The organism is Halorubrum vacuolatum (genome assembly GCF_900188065.1).
GTDB classification, from domain to species: Archaea; Halobacteriota; Halobacteria; order Halobacteriales; family Haloferacaceae; genus Halorubrum; species Halorubrum vacuolatum.
The window spans coordinates 1-18,522 of record NZ_FZNQ01000005.1 but is presented as its reverse complement, the minus strand read 5'-3'; the positions used below and the strand labels follow the sequence as shown (position 1 = coordinate 18,522).

Below are 18,522 nucleotides of genomic sequence, written 5' to 3'. Positions count from 1 at the left end.
ACCGTCCCGTTCACGGAGCCGGAGGGGAGCAACTGGGATCAGTCCCAGAACGACTGCGTCCGCGCGTATTCGCGTTCCTGACGCAACACGTCCCGGTAGAACTCGTCTTCATCTTCACGTAGGTTGTTGATTATCCGGGCGGCGTTGTGCGGGCCGACCCCGCGCGCGGCCATCGCGATGACGGCCCGCTTGCCGTGCCCCTGCACCAGGCTCGCGGACCGATGCGCCCGCTTCGCCAGTCGCTCCTCCTCCTCGTCGCGGTCGCCGGCACGCACGGCATCGACGCTCTCCTCGTCCCACGGGTTCAACGCGGCGACCCTCGTGGAGCCGCAGTCGGGACACTCGGGTTGCTCGCGGACACGCCGGACCTTCGTCTTCTGCGTCCAGTCCAGACAGTGCAGGCACGCGAGCAGGACGTGATCGTTTCGGATCCGCTCGCGCACCGTCTCGATCACGTCGGCGTCGGCGTTCTCGGGGACGAGGAACTCCACGCCCGCCGAGCGTCCCGCCGTCCCGATCGGCGTCCGTTCGCGGGCCGTCTCGATGGCGACCGTCCCATCACGAATCGCTTCGAGGAGCGCCGCCGTCTCCGGCACGTCGAGGTCGGTGTGAAACACCTCCCGAAGCGCCTCCTCGTGGATCGGCGTCCCCTCGAGCGCCGCGAGCAGGCGGTCGCCGCCGAACCGACCGCGACCCTCCCGATAGCGCTTGACCGTCCCGAACTTCGCGGCGACCTGTGCCAGCGTGAACTTCAGGGTGTCGGCGTCCCGCAGCGCCAGTTCGAGATACGCCTCCAGGTGGTCGGGGTCGGTCGTCTCCAACACCTCGCGGAACGTCTCGGGACCGACGCCCGCGGGCACCTCGAAGGTGATCCGGTAGGGATCGACATCCATCCCGACCGACGAGCCCGTGCGCTGGCCGACGAGCGCGGCGAGCAGCCGCGCGAGCGTCTCGTTGACCTCGTGGCCGAACGGCGCGTTGAGCGCGACGGTCCGCGCGGAGCCCTCGATCACCAGCCGCCCGTCGGTCGGGACGGGGTGGCCCGCCGCGACGTGGTCCACGGTCGCCGACAGGGCGGCCGCGACCGATCGGTCGTCCACGGGATAGCGGTCCGCGAGGTCGCCGGCGACCGCCTCGGGCGTGCTTCCCGCGTCGAGCGCGCTTGCGACCTCCCCGCGAAGGCTGCCGACCTCGCAGGCGACGGGCTTCGGGACGGGGATCTCCTGGCCGACCCACGAGGGGATCTCGCCGGCCGGATCCGCGATCGGCGTGACCGTTACCCGCTCCTCGTCGTCGTCGACCTCCGCGATGCGCCACATCTCGCCGCGCTGGATGAACGTCTCGCCCGGGCCGGCGAAGGTGCGGACGAACCGCTCATCGAGCGTCCCGATCCCCCGCCGCGAGGAGACGTCGTACACCTCGTAGGTCGACTCGTCGGGGATCATCGAGAGGTTCGCATAGAAGTACTGCCACGTCCCGCCCGACTTCGAGAGCGTGTCCGATTCCTCATCGAGCCAGAGCAGATGGTTGCCCGAGAGCTCGCGGACGACCTCCTGAAACGTCGGCTCCGTGAGGTCGCGGAACGGGTAGGCGTTCGTGATCGTCTCGTATACCTCGCGGGCATGAACCTCGTCCTCGTCCATGACGACCCCGACGATCTGGTTGGCGACGGTATCGAGGCTGGCGTGGTGGATGTTCGCGGGTTCGACGAGTCCCGCACGCGCCCGGCGAGCGATCGCCATCGCCTCAAGCGTGTCGTCGCCGCCCTGCGTGATCACCGTCCCGCGCGAGACCTGATCGCGGCGGTGACCCGCGCGGCCGACTCGCTGGAGGAGCCGGGCGACCTCACGCGGGCTGCCGTACTGGACGACGTGGTCGACGCTGCCGACGTCGATGCCGAGCTCCATCGAGGAGGTGCAGATGAGCCCGTCGAGGTCGCCGTTTTTAAAACGGTCCTCGACGTCGACCCGGACGTCCTTCGAGAGCGAGCCGTGGTGGAGTTCGATCTCGACGGGGGCGTCGCCTGTGCCGTCGGTGTTATTCTCTTCTTCGGCCTCCGCGAGCCGCTTGCAGTGCGCGCCGAGCGCCTCCGCGGTCTGCCGGGTGTTGACGAAAATTAACGTCGATTCGTGCTCGCGGACGATCTCGCGGATCGTCCGAACGTGGCTCGCGGTCGTCTCGTCCGTCGCGAGTTTCCCCGCGAGCGCCGAGTCGCGGTCGACGATTTCGGGGTCGAGCACGCGAACGTCCGCCTGCGACCCGGCGTCGACCTCGACCGTCTCGAATCGCCGGTCGCCCTCCCGATCCGGGTCGCGTCGACCGCCACCGACGAGGAACCGTCCCACCTCCTCCGGTGAACCGACGGTCGCGGAAAGCCCGATCCGTTGAAACGGGCCGGCGACCCGTCGGAGGCGTTCGAGCCCGACGGTCAGCTGTGCGCCCCGCTTCGCGGAGGCGAGTTCGTGGACCTCGTCGACCACGACGTGTTCGACGTCCGCAAGCGCGACCCGGAGCTTCGATCCCGTCAGGATCGCCTGCAGCGTCTCGGGCGTGGTGATCAACACGTCGGGCGGGTCGTCCGCCTGCTTGCCGCGTTCATATTGGCTCGTGTCGCCGTGACGGACGGCGATGTCGAGGTCGAGCCGGTCGCCCCACCAGTCGAGCCGATCCATCATGTCGCGGTTGAGCGCCCGCAACGGGGTGATGTACAGCGCGGAGATGCCCGGCCGCGGCGGGTGTCCGGTGGCGTCACGGGCGGCGACGATCGAATCGAGCACGGGCAACAGCGCGGTCTCCGTCTTGCCGGAGCCCGTCGGGGCGATGATGAGCGCGTTGCGGCCGGCCGCAAGCGGCGGGATCGCCTGCCGCTGTGGCGCCGTCGGCGTGGAGAAGCCACGCTCGGAGAGCGCCGCCCGGACGGTCGGCCCGAGGTGCGTGAACGCGTCCATCCCCGTGGTGTCCGACATCGACGACCCTTGGGCGCTCGGGCGATTAAGGGCGTCGGAGGGAGGCCGTGTGGCGATCCCTTTCGCCGCCGAAAGGTATTCGCCCGGGGAGCCGATACCGTCGGGCGTGAACCGCGAGTCGATCGTCACCCTCCTCCTCGCCCTCCTCGTGGTCGTCGCGCTCGGCGTCGCGGCCGCGACGCTCGACACCGCGGTGACGACGAACGGCGGCGGCTTCGGCGGCGGCGAAACGCCCGAGGGAGCCGTCGGGGAGGACGCCGCCGATGAGACCGGGCTGGGCGCCGAGCCCGGCGGCTCGACGGACTTCTCGTTCGGCGGGATCTGTTATCCGTGGCTCGCGGAGCCGCCGGCCATCCTCGTACTCCTCGCCCTGTTCACCGCGCTCGGCTGGCTCGCCCGCCGTGATACCGGCTCGCTGTTCGCCGGCACCGTCGTCGCCGTGACCGTCGCGCTCCCCGTCGGCCTTGTGTGGGCCTTCCTGGCGTTCTGCCCGGAACTGGAGATCGACCCGCAGATCAGCTTCGCCGACGGCGACGACGATGACGACGCGATCTTCGATCCCGGCGGCGGCGTGCCCGGGATCGGTGGGGACGGGGAGGCGGTCTCGACGCCGGAGGCGCTGTTTCTCCTCGTGGTCGTCGCCGCCCTGATCGTGAGCCTGCTCGCCCTGCTCGCGACCCGCGGCGACGACGAGGACGACGGCGTCCACGGCCAGCCGGACCACGAGGAGGGGGACACGACGACGCCGGACCTCGCCGCCGTCGGCCGGGCGGCGGGGGAAGCGGCCGACCGGATCGAATCCGGGGCTGCCGAAAACGAGGTGTATCGCGCGTGGCGGGAGATGACCGAGGTGCTCGACATCGACCGGCCGGCGTCCTCGACGCCCGGGGAGTTCGCCACGGCAGCGATCGACGCCGGCGTCCAACCCGAGCCGGTCGAGGAGCTGACGGCCGTCTTCGAACGGGTACGTTACGGCGGCGCGGATCCGACCGGCGATCGGGAGCATCGGGCCGTCGAAGCGCTCAGACGGATCGAGGCGACCCATGGGGAAGACGGTGAGAAGGCTCACACCCCTGAAAGAGGCGAGAAGCGACGTGACGACGGACAGGGAGGCGATCCCTGATGCGGTTGCGCGTCGCCGTCGGCGTGGCGACCGTTCTCGCCGGCTTCATCCTCCTGTTCGATCACGGACTCGCCGGGACGATCGCCTTCTCGACGGTCGCGGTCACCCTCGTCGGGGCGTTCGCCGTCGTCCAGGGGCTGCGATACGCGAACGCGCGTCGACGGGCGGAGCGACGCTCGCTCGATCCCGGCGAGCCCGAGCGACGGGTGCAGGCGGTCGTGCCCGGAACCGAGTTCGATTCGGATCTCACGCGTGCGATCGGGACCAGCCCCCGCCGATACGGGCTTCGAAAGCGACTGCGCGAGCGTGTTCGGGCGGTCGCCATCACCGCGACGGCTCGCGAGCGTAACTGCTCAACCGCACGCGCCGCGGACCTCGTCGCCACGGGCGAGTGGACCGACGATCCGGTCGCGGCGGCGTTTCTCTCCCCGGAGCGCACCGCGCCGATCGGCCATCGAATACGGACACGGCTGCTCGGCCGATCGACGTTTCGGGCGGGGGTTGAGGCGTCGATGGCGGCGATCCAGCGTGCGGATCCGCTGGACACAGGGTCGCTCGCCGATCCCGAGGCCACGACGGACGGCGCCGAGGCCGACGCCGGAAAACACACCACGGAGGCGGGATGACGGGATGAGCGAGCGAACCGTCGTCGAGGATGGGACGGACGAAGCCGGAGGGGGTTCGGGACGGACCGAGCGCGAGTCGATGTACCCCTTCGACACGGAGCGATGGGTGGGAATCGCCGGCGCGGCGCTCGTGCTGATCGCCGTCGGGGTGCTCACCACGCAACCGGGGCCGATACTCGTCGGTGCGGTCGGCGTCGGATACGGGCTTTATACGCGGTTCGGGGAGGCTCCCGAGGCGACGCTCGAGGTCGCCCGAACCGTGAGCGACGAGACCCCGGAACCCGGCGACGAGGTACGTGTTACCGTGCGTGTCACTCACGTCGGCGACACACGCATCGCCGATCTTCGGCTCATCGACGGCGTGCCCCCGGGATTGGAGGTGATCGAGGGCCCGGCTCGCTTCGCGACCGCGCTCGAACCGGGGGGGAGCGCGACGTTCAGCTACGCCGTTCGCGCGAGTCGCGGCGAGCACACGTGGGGGACGATGCGGGCGATCACCCGCAATCCCGCCGGGTCGCGGGAGCGCGAGACCCGTCTCGATCACGGGACGCGGATCGTCTGTACCCCCGAACTCACCGCGGGGAGCGACCTCCCGTTGCGGGGGCTGACGACGCAGTATCACGGGCGGGTGTCGACGAACGTCGGCGGCTCGGGCGTCGAGTTTTTCGCCACCCGCGAGTACCGTCGCGGCGATCCCCTCAAACGGATCGATTGGAACCGACGGGCCCGAACCGGCGAACTCGCCACGCTGGAGCTGCGCGAGGAGCGCGCCGCGACGGTCGTGTTGCTCATCGACGCCCGGGAGGAGGCGTACGTCGCGTCCGAACCGACGGCTGAGACGGCGGTCGAGGCGTCGATCGAGGCCGCCGGTCAGGCGTTCGGTGCGCTCCTCGATGCCGGCGACCGGGTGGGTGTCGCGACCCTCGGCGCGCCGGACTGTTGGCTCCCACCCGGAACCGGTACCTCCCACGCTGTCCGGGGTCGAAACGTACTCGCGACGGACCCCGCGCTCGCGCCGACGCCGGGCGAGGAGGTCTTTCATCCCTCGCTCTGGTTCCGTCGCTTTCGACGACGGCTTCCCACGGACGCACAGGTCCTCTTTTTCAGCCCGCTCGTCGATCGCTATCCGGCCACCGTCGCAAAGCGGATCGACGCGTACGGCCACCTCGTGACCGTCCTCTCCCCAAACGTGACGACACGGGGGACGCTCGGCGGACGACTCGTTGCCCACGAGCGACGCGAACGTGTCCGCGGGCTTCGTGGCGCGGGGATACGGACCATCGAGTGGGGAGACCGGTCGTTTCCGGTCGCCGTCGCGGGGGCGACCCGGCGGTGGTCACGATGAGCGCCGCGGGGGGATCGGAGAGTGAAGACGGCGTCGTGAACGACCGCACGGACGAGACACAGGGGACCGGAGAAGCGCGCGACGACCGACCGCCGCTTCTCGCGGTCGTCGTGGGGCTGCTTGCGGGCCTCGTCGCGTTTCTCGCGACGTTCCTTGCGGCACCGATCGGGGGTGCACTCGTCGGTCTGGGCGTGCTTGTGCTCTGGATCGGTGCCATGTTCGCCGCACCGAGACTGCTCACGTGGGCGGCCGCGCTGGGAGTCGCCGGGCTCGCACTCGCGGGCTATCTGGGGGCGGCCCCGGAGCCGCTCCTCGTCGCCGCCGTCGCGCTCGCGCTCGCATGGGACAGCACGGATCACGGCCTCTCGCTCGGGGAGCACGTCGGGCGGGATGGGGGGGCCAGCCGATCCGTGCTCGTTCACGCCGGGACGAACCTGCTCGTCGGGATCGGTTCTGTGGCGGTCGTCTACGGCACCTACGCGGTCGCGGCCGGCGGCCAACCGGTCGCCGCGCTCACGCTGTTGCTCTTCGGGGCCGTCGTGCTCATTTCGTTTTTCAGGTAGACGGATGGACACGCGGTCGAACACTTATGTGTCGCTGAGACAAACGATCGTTCGTGCCCTCCGAGACGAACGCCCCCGGAGCGGGGGCAGAACGCTGTCACGACTGTGGCGGGACGATCCCATCCGATGCCCGGTTCTGTCCCAGCTGCGGCGTCGTACGGGGCGGGAAGCGCCCGCCGGCGTACTGTGCGAACTGCGGGACTGGTTTCGGGCCGGACGACGCGTACTGTTCGCGGTGTGGCGAGCCGCGGTCGGCCACCGATGGGGAGCCGGCAACGGCCGAGAAGACACGAGGACGGTCCGGATCATCGGACGTGGCCGCCGACCACGACACCGACCGGGAGTACGACGCCTTTCGACGACGCGTCGCCCGGTACGTCGAGGCGGGCTGGGAGGTCCGCCGCGATCACGGCGACCGTGTCGAACTGGTCGACCGCGACGTCGGATCGATCCCGATCCACGTCCTGTTGCTGCTTTTTACCGGCGGGGTGGGCAACCTGCTGTACGGCTGGTATCACTACTCGATACTGGCGGAAACCCGCTACCTCTCGATGCACGATCCGGATCCGAGTTCCCCGGAGCGGATCGAGCCGGCTACCGCGAGTACTACGGAATCGACCGCCGTCGAAACCGTCTCCACGTACTTATTAAGCGGCCTGTTGCTGCTCGTCGGCGCGTTGCTCCTCGGGTTCTCCCTCGGTGGTGCAACCGCCATCAACGTGGGAACGGCGCTCGCGGTCGGCCTCGGGCTTGGATTCTTCCTCGTCGGGTTAGGCATCGCGCCGCCGGTCGAAGCGCGGCTCAAACGGCGGCATGGCCCGCGAGCGTTCGGCCGCCACCGAACCGTCGATCATCGTGTGATCCGTCCCGTCGAGCAGGTCGAGGAGCCGTGTGTCGTCTGTGGCGAGTCGTTTCGCGGCGGGCTTCTCCGCCGGCGACGGGACGAGACCGTCATCGCGGGGGTACCGATCAGAACCCACTCGATGCGGCACAACCACTACTGTGCCGAGTGTGCGCAAACGGAACTGTTCGATGACGACGACACCGTCGAGTTCGAGGGGGTCGAGGTCGACGAGCTAGGCCGGAATACCGATACGGAAGACGACGATGGCAACGTAGCGACGGAAGACGACGATGGCAACGTAGCGACGGAAGACGAGGGGAAGATGGAAAAAGAAGGGAATGGAGCGTTCGAGTGGTCGACGTCGAAATCGAAGTCGGAACACAGCGGACGTGAGTGAACCGGTGCAGGCGGGTGCGCCGCTTAGCTGAATTGAGGCGCTAAGCCCCCTTCCTCAGCGAGCGCTGACCGAATGGGAGGCGCGAGCAGGGAGGGGATACAGCGTTCACGAGAGCAAGCTCTCGTGCAGCCCATCGGAAACGCGAGCGTTTCTGAGGCCGTCCCCAGAAATCGGAGATTTCTGGTGTGCAAACGAGACGCAAAGCGTCTCGTCAACGCCGCACAGTTCTCATACACGATTCAGACGCCCGTCGAGTACCGCAGAATACCGGCGATGCCGCCGAAGGCGTCGAGCAGCTGTTCGCCCTTCTCGAAGTCCGTGGAGATGAACTTCGTCTCGGTCCCGCGCTGTTCGGCGATCGACATCAGGTGCTCGATGGCGTCCTCGCGGTCTTTCATTTCGGCCGGCTGCCCGCACTCGCTGCATTCGTGTTCGGGCGTCGAGTGTCGCGCGTCGACCACCTCGTACTCCTCGGTGCCGTCGGGACATTCGTAGACGACGACGTCCGAGCGGAGGTCCTCGGAGATGAGCAACCGGTCGACCGAGCCCATGATCAGGTTGCGACGTGTCTCATCGAACCCGTAGGTCGCCTTCTCGCCGGTGTGAAGGTTCTCGAAGAACTCGTCCATCTGCCGCTTGTCGTCGACGATCTCCTGATCGGCGAGCGCCTCGCTGCCGGAGTCGACGAGGTCTTTCAGTCCCGACTCGTCGGTGTAGGCCACGTCGAACTTGCCGAGGACCTTGTCCTGCAGCTCGTGGTGGAGATAGTCCCCGTCGAGGAACTCGTCTTTCGTCGGCGAGGGCCCGCCGACAAGGATCCCGTCCAGTTCGTGTCGCTTCGGGACGAAGAGGTCGTTCGCCATCCCCGCGACCTCCTGATAGAAGTTGTCGATCGCTTCGAGCCGGAGGCGGGCGAACCGCTGGGCGGACTGGCCACCTTTCCGCTGTTTGCCGGGGACGAGCGAGGAGGCGGATTTGACGGGCTCGACGCGTTTCCCCTTCAGCCAGCCGACGTTCGCCTCCCGTCGGTCGAGGACGATGAGCCCGAAGAGCCCCGAGTCCTCCAGCATGTGTTCGAGCGGCCCCGTGAGGAAGTTCGAATCGCAGTGATACCGGAACGAGACGATCGGTTCAGGTGGTGATTCGAGCGTCCGGGTGACCATCTCGGTCTGCCCGCCGCCGGAGTCCACCGCGCCGGAGAAGATCACCATGCCGTTGTCCGGCGGGAAGGTGTCGTAGTAGCGGAGGCGGTCCTTGATCGAGGTGAGCGCGTCCTGGACGTTCGTCCGGGTCTGTTTCGATTTGATGTTGGCGGCCTCGCTGTGCTCCTGGGTGACGTGGGCCACCACGTCCGAAATCTGTTTGTCCTCGGGAATGTAGATGGTGACGAGCTGCGTGCCGGAGCCCTCGAAATCGCGAAGCTCCTCGATAACCTTGCGGAACTCGTACTTCCGCCGGTCGTCGCTCGCCCCCTGTGCGTCGCTGCTCATTACCCCCTACTCGCCGCCCGGTTCGTAAGTAACCTTTGACCTCGGACCCGACGGGCGGATCTCAGAGGAGATAGGTCTCCTCGTCCTCGGCGAGGTCGATGAACTCGTCGGCGGCCTCGATCAGTTCCTCGGCCGCGGCGTTGCCGAACGCCATCACCTCGACACGAACGCCCTCGTGTCTGAGGTGTGAACAGAGCCGGGCGAAGTCGCCGTCGCCGGTACAGAGCACGACGGCGTCGACGTGGCTGGCGAGCGTGATCGCATCGAGGCTCATTCCCACGTCCCAGTCGGCCTTCTTCGAGCCGTCCGCGAAGGTCTTGATGTCCTTGATGCGTGTCTCGAAGCCGATGTCACGGAGCGCCTCGAAGAAGCTCCCCTCGTCCGGTGAATCCGCACGGATGACGTACGCGAGCGCGCGGACGAGCGCCCGGTCGCGAACCGCCTCCTCCAACAGCGCCGTGTAGTTGATCTTCCGCGAGTACGTGCTCTGTGAGGAGTGATAGAGGTTCTGTGAGTCGGTCAACACCGCGACGCGCTGGTCCGGATGGATCTCGGTCATACCCGTCCCTGCGTCGGACGGGCTTAGGCACTTGCGGATCGCCCGACCCTTGCTGAAGCGTGTTGATGTGACAGTGACCAGTTTTCATCGGGTGTAGTAATCGTTTTGCCGGGGACCCGCGAACGGCCGATATGACCGACTCATCGGAGACACCCGTTCGGTCGGACGGGCGCTCCACGTGGGCTCGTGAGGCGGCCGAACGGCTCGAACGAACCGATCGGACCGTCTCGCCGGTGATCTATCCGCCGGAGACGGATGCCTTCGACGGGCTCCACGTCTGGGACACCTGGCCGCTGCGAAATCGCGATGGCTCGCTCGCGGAGATCGATGGACATCGCGTGATCCTCGCGTTGACGGCGACGGACGACCTGCTTCCGGGCAAGCGTCACGACGTCGCCGCCATACACTACTTCCACTCGACCGACGGTCGGTCGTGGATCCACGGCGGACCGCTCTTCGATGGCGACGCCCTCGGCTCGCGCCAGTGGGCCGGCTCCGCGATGTATGAGGACGGCGCCGTCTACGCCTTTTATACCGCATCCGGCTTTCGCGGCGAGGAGGAGCTCACGTACACCCAGCGGATCGCGGGCGCGACCGGCGGCGAGGTGGTCGCCGTTAACGACGCCGACCTCCGGATCGAAGGCGAGTGGGACCACCGGATCCTCCTCGAACCCGACGGCGACCTGTACGAGCGGGAGGACCAGTCGCGTGGGATGACCTACACCTTCCGGGATCCGTGGTTCTTCGAGGACCCCGCCGACGGCGAGACGTACCTCGTCTTCGAGGCCAACACCCCGGTTCCGGAGGGGACAAATCCCTGCGACAGCGACCCCGTCGCCGCCGAGTTCAACGGGAGCATTGGGATCGCCCGATCGCCGACCGACGACCCGATGGCCTGGGAGCTCGAACCGCCCCTCTTGGACGCCGTCTGTGTCAATCAGGAGCTCGAACGGCCCCACCTCGTCGTCCGCGACGGGCAGTACTACCTTTTCATCTCCAGTCACCAGCACACCTTCGCACCCGGGATCGAGGGCTATGACGCCCTCTACGGCTTCGTCGCCGACGATCTCCGTGGCAAGTATCGGCCGCTCAACGGCCACGGGATGGTCGCGACGAATCCGGCGAACGCGCCGTTTCAGTCCTACTCGTGGACCGCTTACGACCACGGCGACGAGCTGCTCGTCGTGAGCTTCTTTAATTACTACGACTACGTCGGCGCGACCCTCGACGGCATCGCCGAACTCCCCGAATCCGAGCAGTTCAGACGGTTCGGCGGCACCCTCGCGCCGACCCTCCGGGTCGCCCTCGACGGCGACCGGACGACGGTTCTCGGCACGCTTCGACACGGCGACGTCCCGCTTCCGCGGGAGGCGCTTAAGGCGGTCGACCGGGGCGGTCGGCCACGGCTCGCGGGCGGACGGGGATCGTATCGCCGCTGAGACACGCCACCTCGGCACGGTCATCGATCGAGATCAGGCGGAGATGTAACCGACCCCTCCCTACTTCGCTCGGTCTTGCGACCTCGCTCGTTGAGGGTAGCGTGGGACCTCGGTCCCACGGACCATGCGAACGGCCCGAGGCGCTCCGTGCCTCGCTGTCCTCCCCGGCCTGCCCGCTTCGTGCTTCCGACCAGTCGGAAGACCTCGCTCCTTGAGGCCGGGGGCTCCGCCTCGAAACTGCTGATCGTGATCAGGACCGATCACGGACCAGCCGCGAGGCCGGGAAGCCGTACCGTTTCGCGTCGGTCGGCTCCCGTTCCGGTCGAAGCGAGTCGAGATAGACGACCTCGATGACGGGCTCGTGTGCGCCGTAGTCGGCGTTCGTTGGATAGTCGGCGATCGTTCGACCCTCCTCGGTCCGATACGAGTCCGCCCGGTGGGCGGTGACCGACACGACGATCAGTTGTTTGCCGGTCTCGCGATCGGTGACCGTCTCGCCCGGCTCGAAACCGTGGCGGGCACAGAGCTGCGGGCCGGTCGCCTCGAAGGCGACGAACGTCTCGTCGCCACAGGTCGCACAGATGCCGACGCGTTCGTCCGGCGCGGGGACGGAGCCGGCGGTCACCTCGATGGCGACCCGGCGCAGGTGTTTACACCGCGATCCGCGGATCGCGTGGTCGGGGCAGGTACAGGTACCAGTATCGAGGGCGACGACGTAGACGCCGCCGGCCGTCTCGACGACGTACCGTCGGTCACGGAGCGGTCGGACCGTCATCGGCTCGGTGTGTGCACGACGGCTCCGGCCGTCGCGATGTCCGTCCGCCGCGAACGGGGTGGGTTGAGCGGATGACGCGGGTGAGTTTCGTGTGTGCGTCATGGATGGCTGCGGGGCGGATCCCGCTTCACCTAAACGGAGGCGCTCGATACGCATAAGGATCCGGGTGAAACGGCCGGTTTCGGGCATTGATCGGGCCAGCGCAGGGGTTTCCGGGAGGTGTCGGCGGCCCCCCTTCGAAGCCCTTTTTAAGCGGCGACGGGAAGGCGCTTCCATGGAAATCGACGCGGAGCTCCGTCGGCAGATCACCGTCTCCATGCTGGCGGCGGCCGTCTTCATCGCCGGACTCATCGCGCTCGGGGTGACCTACGGCGAACCGGACGGCCTCCCGGAGGAGGGTGCGCTCGCGTTGCTCGGCCTGCTCACCGGCTTCGTTCTGTTGATGGCGCTCGTCGGGGCGTACCTGATCAGAACGAACGCCGCCGATGAGGCCGACGAGGAATAACCGTCGTCGCGCGTGCCCATGCAGGCAAAAGCGAGATCCGCCGATCACGCTAGCTCACCGCCCCGTTGTCCCCTCCAGCCGATTCATATCCGGCTGCCCCCTTCTCGTCGAGACCGGTGATCTCGAAACGGGCACCGCCAGCCTCGCCTTCGGTGACGGAGACGTCCCATCCGTGAGCGCTGACGATCTGGCTGACGATGCTCAGACCGAACCCGGTGCCCGACCGCGCCGTGGAATAGCCGGCGTCAAACACGTTGTCGCGCTTATGCTCGGGGATCCCAGGCCCCTCGTCTTCGATATAGAACCCATCGGGGAGTTCACCGACCCGCACGGTAACGTCCGAACCACCGTGTTCGATCGCGTTTCGCAGCAAGTTCTCTACCACTTGTGTTAGCCGCGGTTCATCCGCCCGGATCGTGGTCCCCCTCTCGAGTTCGACCGCGAGTGAGGCGTTTGCCGTCTCGACGGCCGTCCAGCTTCGTTCAACGAGCGAGGAAAGCTCGATCGGTTCGGTATCGGTGACGATCTCCCCCTGTCGAGCGAGCGTCAAGAGATCGTCGATAAGCGTCTTCATTCGATCGAGGGCGGCTTCGACGTGAGACAAGTGTTCGTTGTCGCACGCGTCCTTCGCGAGCTGGAGTCGTCCTGCAGCGACATTGAGCGGGTTACGGAGGTCATGGGACACAACGCCGGCGAATTCGTTGAGGCGGTCGTTCTGGCGCCGCAGTTCGTGGATATGCTTCCTCCGCTCGGTCACGTCCCGCTGCGTGCCGAGATATCGGATCAGATCGCCTGCACCGTCGTAAACCGGCACGACGGTCAACTCGTTCCAGAACGGGGTCCCGTCCTTTCGATAATTGCGAATCTCGACGGTGATCGGCTCCTCGTCGTCGATCGCCTCGCGCAACTGCGCGACGGTTTCGGGATCGGTGTCCTCGCCCTGCATGAAGCGGCAGTTCCGGCCGAGTGCTTCCGATTCCGTGTAGCCCGTGGCCTCCGTAAATGCCTCGTTGACATAGACTAATGGATTGTCCTCCTCGGTCGGATCAGACAGCGTGAGGGGGGCATGGGCCTTGTCGATCGCGGTCCGAAGGATCTCCAGTTGCCGCTCGGTCGATCGTTGTTCGGTGATATCGGCGTTGACGGCGACGAATTCGGTGATGGATCCCGATGCATCGGTCACTGGGGCGATCGTCTGATCGACGATGTAGCGTTCGCCGTCTTTGTCCTCGTTGATCACCTCCCCACGCCAGACCTCACCGTCGAGAACGGTCCGCCAAAGGTCCTCATAGAACGACTCCTCGTGTTCCCCCGATCGGAGGATCCGTGGCGTCTTCCCGATCGCTTCCGCGGCCGTATAACCAGTCAGTTCCTCGAACGCGGGATTGACGTATTCGATGGTGCCCTCCGGGTCCGTACAGTAGATCGCATGCCCCGACGATTCGACGGCCCGCTGGAAGCGTCGATGTTGTCGTTTCCGTTTTTCTCGGTCGGTTACATCCTCGAACAGCGAGAAAATACCGACGACCGCGCCGTCCTCGTCGGTGACGACCCGGTTATGCCACTCACAGATGATGCGCTCACCGTCCTTGCGAAGGTTTTCATTGATGCTGTGATAGCCGCCCCCCGCCTCGGTCAACTCCCGTGTGATCTCCTCGACGTGTTCGTACTCGTCCTCGGGAACGAGCACCGTCCATGACTCGCCGCGGAGTTCCGCCTCGTCGTACCCGAGGATCTCCTGACCGACCTGATTTACGCCGGTAATGGTGAACTCGCGATCGTAGGTGAGAATTCCCAACGGGGACTGTTCGATGAACAACGAGAGCTGTCGCTGGCTGGCCCGCAGGTCGTGTTCCACGCGGTTCTTTTCGACGACGTTCGTGATCCGGTTCGCGAGGAGTTCGTACTGCTCCGTTCCCGTTCCCTTCTGGAGATAGTCGGTCACACCCTTCGAGATCGCCTCGCTCGCGACTTCCTCGGACCCTCGGCCGGTAAACAGGATGAACGGGATCTCCGGATGCGTCTCACGGACGGCTTCGAGGAAATCGATCCCGTTCCGGCCCGGCATCTCGTAATCGGAGACGATGCAGTCGACCTCGGTGTGTTCGAGATAGTCGAGCCCCTCCTCAGCACAGTGTGCGGAGTGCACCGAAAGGGCCTCTGCATGCCGTTCAAGGAATTCGGAAGTCAGGCTTGCAAACGCAGGGTCGTCCTCGACATGGAGGACCGTGATTCGATCGGTGGCGGCCGTCATTGACAGCGACTCATCCGCCACCAGCCGATCATGCGGGCCGGATTGACGTCTCGAATCGAATCCGCCAGTGGGCGTCATAGGGAGTGACGATGTCCCGTGTGCCGCCGCGCTGATTGATCGCTCATCTGGCTTTTCACCGTCGAATACTCGATCGGTTCAACAATATAATACCTTCCCGGAAAATGTCAGATCCGATATCAGGCGTTTAGCGTCGAACCCGCGAGAGCCACTCAAACAGCCAGCTGTTGCTGACGAGAGGGCAGCAGTTCCATTGCGGTCGTCCCGTTTGTCGGACCGCTACGACCGCAACTTCCCGGTCATCCCGTCTCCGAGTCGACTCGAACGTCGTGTTCCTCGCGCCAGTCGGTGACGTCGTCCGCCTCCGCCACCTGCTTCTCATAGTAGGTGAGCGGGTCGGCGGCGACCTGCATGTGGTTCTCCTCGTTGTGACAGATCCCGTAGTTCGAGAGCGTCTCGCAGGTCGGCGGCGGATACTGTGTGCCGCGGTCGTCCCGGAGGTACGCCGTCTGATACCGGATCCCTTCGACATCGAGGCTCGTGTCCGCACAGAAGGCGACGACCTCGTCGGGCGTCATGCCGATCCCGACGAGAAACGCCATCAACGCGAAGCTCTCCGGGTCCGTGAGGTCGACGTCGCGTTCGGTCTTCTCGATCAGGTTTGTCATACACGGGGGGAACAGATCGGGGGCGACGACGTCGATCGGATCGACGTAGCTCCGCTCGGAGAGCAGCCGCTTGAGGTCATCCACCCGTGATTCGAGGTCGGCGGCGATCCCCTCGCCCGCCTCCAGCTCGAACGGAAGCCCCTCGCGAACGCGCTCCTCGACGGCGACCGTGAGCGCCTCGAGCAGCTCGTCGTGATCGAGTGGCACCTCGCCGTCCGACAGCTCGCGGTTGACGAGCCGCCACGACGGCCCCCACGACGGCGAGGTGAGCCGGAGATACGCCCCGACAGCCATTCGGTAGCGGTCCCGTCCGGGGGTGAAAGCGGCCGATCCGCCGGTCGAACCGGTCGAGCCGGTCGACCGGACGGTTGAGGTCGTTGGGCTCCCGTTCGCCGGTCGAACCGCGCCGGTCAGGTCGAACTCGGCGAGGACGTCATCGAGGTCGACCGTCGGCCGCGAGACAGAGCGGAGGTCGTCGTCTGCCGCGAGATCCGACCGAAATCGCTCGACGGCGGTCGCCGCCTCGGCGGCCGCGTACTTCTCGATGGCGGGCGTCGAGTCCAGCAGGGAGACGAGGATCCGCGCGATCGGATACGAGAGCAGCTCGGCGCGAACGTCGTACGCCGACCCGGCCCCACCACCCTCGAAGGGTCCCGATTCGGACTTCACGGTTCCCTCCAAAAGCGCCCGTTCGACGCGCTCGCGAGCCCGTTCGACCGCCGGCGCGTCGGTCGCGATCAGCTCCGGCAGCGAGACCGAGGCCGCCGCGACGGCCTCGCGGGCGGCCTCGAAGAACGGATACCGGGCGTGGATCGCGTCCATGTCGGGAACGAATAGACGGGGACGTCGAATAAGCGGTCCGGTCGGGGGCGACCGGCCGACTCGGTTCAAGCCAGAGCGACCGGCCGGCGCGGTCCGATCGGAACCCTCAATCCGTGAGCCCGTAGCCGCGCCGGAAGAGGAAGACGTCGACGAGCAGGACGACCGCCGCCATCGCCGACAACACGACGAGCGAGCGTTGCGGGTCGACCTCGGCGACGCCGAGGAAGCCGTAGCGAACCCCGTTGACCATGTAGACCATCGGGTTGAGAAGCGAGATGTCGCGCAGAAGCGGCGTGAGGTCATCCAGCGAGTAGAAGACCGCCCCGAAGAAGACGAGCGGTCTGAGGATGAACTGGTTCATCACGGTGAGATCGTCGAAATCGTTCGCGAACAGGCCGCCCATGACACCGAGCCCGGCGAAAAGCAGGGTGATCACGACGAGAAACGCGAGGAGGGACAGCGGCTCCTCGACCGGCACCGGCTGATAGAGCCCGGAGATGATCGCCCAGCCGAGGAGCGCGATGAGCGCGCCCACGAGTAGCCCACGGGTCGCCGCCGAGAGGACGTACGCCCATACCATTCCCCCGTACGAGAGCGGCGAGGTGAGGACCTCGTGGATGTACTCGTTCCACCGGCCGTGAAAGATGGAGAAGGAGGCGTTCTCGAAGCTGTTCGAGACGGCACCTAACACGACGAGGCCGGGAAGGATGAAGAGGATGTAGGGCACCCCGGTGATCGTTCCAACCCGCTCGCCGAGGATGACGCCGAAGACGGAGAAGTAGAGCACGTTCGTGATGAGCGGCGGCGCGAAGGTGTTCGTTGGCCGCCGGAGGAATCGCAGGATCTCCCGACGCGTTAACGTGAGAAAGCCGGTCAGATCGAGCCGCCCGGTCGACCCGCTCATCGCGTTCCTCCGTGCCCGTCGGTCCCGGCGGCAACTCCACCTGTTTCGTCCGTCGACGCTCGTGGCTCGTGTGAGTCGTCGTCGGATCCGGCTCCGTCCTCGTGACGCGTCATCTCGACGAACACCTCCTCCAAGGACGTACGCTTGATCTCGAGGTCGAGGATGCCGTAGCCGGCACGGTCGAGCGTGCGGACGAGGTCGGGGGCGATCAGCCCGCCCTGTCGCGCGGTGACGACCAATCGGCCCCCGTCGAGCGCCACCGAATCGATCCGCTCGTCGCCGTCGATCTCCGGGAGGTCGTGGACGCGAGCCGGCGCCTCGCGCAGCGTCACGACGACGCGGTCGGCCCCGCGGTCCATCAGCTCCTCGGGGGAGGCGACGGTGAGGATCCGTCCCGAATCGAGGATCGCCACCTCATCACAGAGCCGTTCGGCCTCCTCGATGTAGTGGGTGGTGAGCAGAACCGTCGTTCCCGCCTCGTTGAGCTCGGTGACGAGGTCCCACAGGTCACGGCGGAGCTGCACATCGACTCCGGCGGAGGGCTCATCGAGGATGAGCAGATCGGGATCGGTGACGAGCGCGCGGGCCAACATGAAGCGGCGTTTCATGCCGCCGGAGAGCCAGTCGAACCGCGTATTGCGTTTGTGATAGATACCGACCCGTTTGAGCGCCCGATCCGCGCGTTCGGCGGCGACGTCCGCGGGCACGCCGTGATAGCCCGCCTTGTGTTCTAACACCTCACGGATCGGGAAAAAGCGGTCGACGTTGAACTCCTGCGGGGCGAGCCCGATCCGGTCGCGTGCCTCGCGATAGTCGTCGACGACGTGGTGGCCGAAGACCCGCGCGTCGCCGCCGGTCGCCCTGACCAGCCCGACCAGCGTGTTGATAAAGGTCGTCTTGCCCGCCCCGTTCGGACCCAACAGTCCAAAAAATGCGCCTTCAGGGACGGTGAGCGAGACGCCATCGAGGGCGGTGAGATCGCCGTAGCTCTTCTGAAGGTTCTCCACCTCCAGTGCGTTCGTCATGTACGGAATGATGCCGGCTCCGTTTTTAAACGACGCGAACGGTGTGTCGGCGGTGTGTCGGCCGGGAGATCACGAGGCGCGTCGGTTCCGGTACCGACTCGTAATTGACATCCTCCCCGCCCTAAAGGGCGAGGATTCCCGAGCGTTGGGATATTAAGATTCGCAACCCACCTGTTCTCTCGGGTGGAACAACCCGGAG

15 protein-coding genes are annotated in these 18,522 nt (G+C 66.6%); 7 read left to right on the top strand and 8 right to left on the bottom strand.

The features are described from left to right. Positions 1-38: 38 nt before the first annotated feature. Positions 39-2,966 (bottom strand): DEAD/DEAH box helicase, encoded by a 2,928-nt coding sequence (locus tag CHB65_RS06720; protein WP_179213600.1) that lies wholly within the window; start codon positions 2,964-2,966, stop codon positions 39-41. A 106-nt stretch (positions 2,967-3,072) separates the two neighbouring features. Here CHB65_RS06720 and CHB65_RS06715 point away from each other — a divergent pair, with 106 nt between their 5' ends. Genes CHB65_RS06715 through CHB65_RS06700 form a run of 5 tightly spaced genes read left to right on the top strand, consistent with a single transcriptional unit; the run spans position 3,073 to position 7,864 of the window. Next, positions 3,073-4,089 carry a DUF4129 domain-containing protein gene (locus tag CHB65_RS06715; RefSeq protein ID WP_089384296.1) on the top strand — a complete coding sequence of 339 codons (1,017 nt, stop codon included), beginning with the start codon at positions 3,073-3,075 and terminating at the stop codon, positions 4,087-4,089. Beyond that, entirely contained in the window at positions 4,089-4,715 is a 627-nt protein-coding gene (locus CHB65_RS17350; protein ID WP_179213599.1) for a DUF7269 family protein, read from the top strand. The genes CHB65_RS06715 and CHB65_RS17350 overlap by 1 nt, the downstream gene beginning before the upstream one ends. Positions 4,716-4,719: 4 nt before the next feature. Continuing rightward, positions 4,720-6,060 carry a DUF58 domain-containing protein gene (locus CHB65_RS06710; protein WP_179213598.1) on the top strand — a complete coding sequence of 447 codons (1,341 nt, stop codon included), beginning with the start codon at positions 4,720-4,722 and terminating at the stop codon, positions 6,058-6,060. Further along, a complete protein-coding gene (locus CHB65_RS06705) occupies positions 6,057-6,623 on the top strand; it encodes a DUF7519 family protein (protein WP_245809917.1) in 567 nt (188 codons plus the stop codon). The genes CHB65_RS06710 and CHB65_RS06705 overlap by 4 nt, the downstream gene beginning before the upstream one ends. A 53-nt stretch (positions 6,624-6,676) precedes the next feature. After that, positions 6,677-7,864: a zinc ribbon domain-containing protein gene (locus tag CHB65_RS06700; RefSeq protein ID WP_143420358.1), complete on the top strand. Its 1,188-nt coding sequence runs from the start codon at positions 6,677-6,679 to the stop codon at positions 7,862-7,864. A 239-nt stretch (positions 7,865-8,103) separates the two neighbouring features. Here CHB65_RS06700 and prf1 read toward each other — a convergent pair whose 3' ends face one another. Further along, complete coding sequence (prf1, locus tag CHB65_RS06695) at positions 8,104-9,354, bottom strand: peptide chain release factor aRF-1 (RefSeq protein ID WP_089384294.1); 1,251 nt, start codon at positions 9,352-9,354, stop codon at positions 8,104-8,106. A gap of 61 nt (positions 9,355-9,415) precedes the next feature. Further along, on the bottom strand, positions 9,416-9,913 hold the full coding sequence (locus CHB65_RS06690) for a LabA-like NYN domain-containing protein (protein WP_089384293.1): 498 nt from the start codon (positions 9,911-9,913) through the stop codon (positions 9,416-9,418). 131 nt (positions 9,914-10,044) lie between these two features. Here CHB65_RS06690 and CHB65_RS06685 point away from each other — a divergent pair, with 131 nt between their 5' ends. Further along, on the top strand, positions 10,045-11,352 hold the full coding sequence (locus tag CHB65_RS06685) for a glycoside hydrolase family 68 protein (protein WP_089384292.1): 1,308 nt from the start codon (positions 10,045-10,047) through the stop codon (positions 11,350-11,352). A 250-nt stretch (positions 11,353-11,602) separates the two neighbouring features. Here CHB65_RS06685 and CHB65_RS06680 read toward each other — a convergent pair whose 3' ends face one another. Continuing rightward, positions 11,603-12,127, bottom strand: a complete 525-nt coding sequence (locus tag CHB65_RS06680) for an SWIM zinc finger family protein (RefSeq protein WP_245809916.1) — start codon at positions 12,125-12,127, stop codon at positions 11,603-11,605. 274 nt (positions 12,128-12,401) lie between these two features. On the opposite strand from CHB65_RS06680, the gene CHB65_RS06675 reads away from it, so the two are divergent. Continuing rightward, the gene (locus CHB65_RS06675) at positions 12,402-12,632 is read left to right on the top strand and encodes a DUF7472 family protein (RefSeq protein ID WP_089384290.1); all 231 of its coding nucleotides are present in this window, start codon (positions 12,402-12,404) and stop codon (positions 12,630-12,632) included. A 49-nt stretch (positions 12,633-12,681) separates the two neighbouring features. Here the strand turns inward: CHB65_RS06675 and CHB65_RS06670 are convergent, their stop codons facing one another. The 4 genes from CHB65_RS06670 to CHB65_RS06655 all read right to left on the bottom strand — a co-directional run bounded on the left by CHB65_RS06670 (position 12,682) and on the right by CHB65_RS06655 (position 18,323). Next, positions 12,682-14,886, bottom strand: a complete 2,205-nt coding sequence (locus CHB65_RS06670; protein WP_218818920.1) for a PAS domain S-box protein — start codon at positions 14,884-14,886, stop codon at positions 12,682-12,684. Positions 14,887-15,203: 317 nt separating this feature from the next. Beyond that, complete coding sequence (locus CHB65_RS06665) at positions 15,204-16,394, bottom strand: DNA primase (protein WP_089384288.1); 1,191 nt, start codon at positions 16,392-16,394, stop codon at positions 15,204-15,206. Between the two features lie 106 nt (positions 16,395-16,500). Continuing rightward, on the bottom strand, positions 16,501-17,298 hold the full coding sequence (locus CHB65_RS06660) for an ABC transporter permease (protein WP_089384287.1): 798 nt from the start codon (positions 17,296-17,298) through the stop codon (positions 16,501-16,503). Continuing rightward, a complete protein-coding gene (locus CHB65_RS06655; protein ID WP_089384286.1) occupies positions 17,295-18,323 on the bottom strand; it encodes an ABC transporter ATP-binding protein in 1,029 nt (342 codons plus the stop codon). Before CHB65_RS06655 ends, CHB65_RS06660 begins: the two co-directional genes overlap by 4 nt. Between the last annotated feature and the right edge of the window lie 199 nt (positions 18,324-18,522).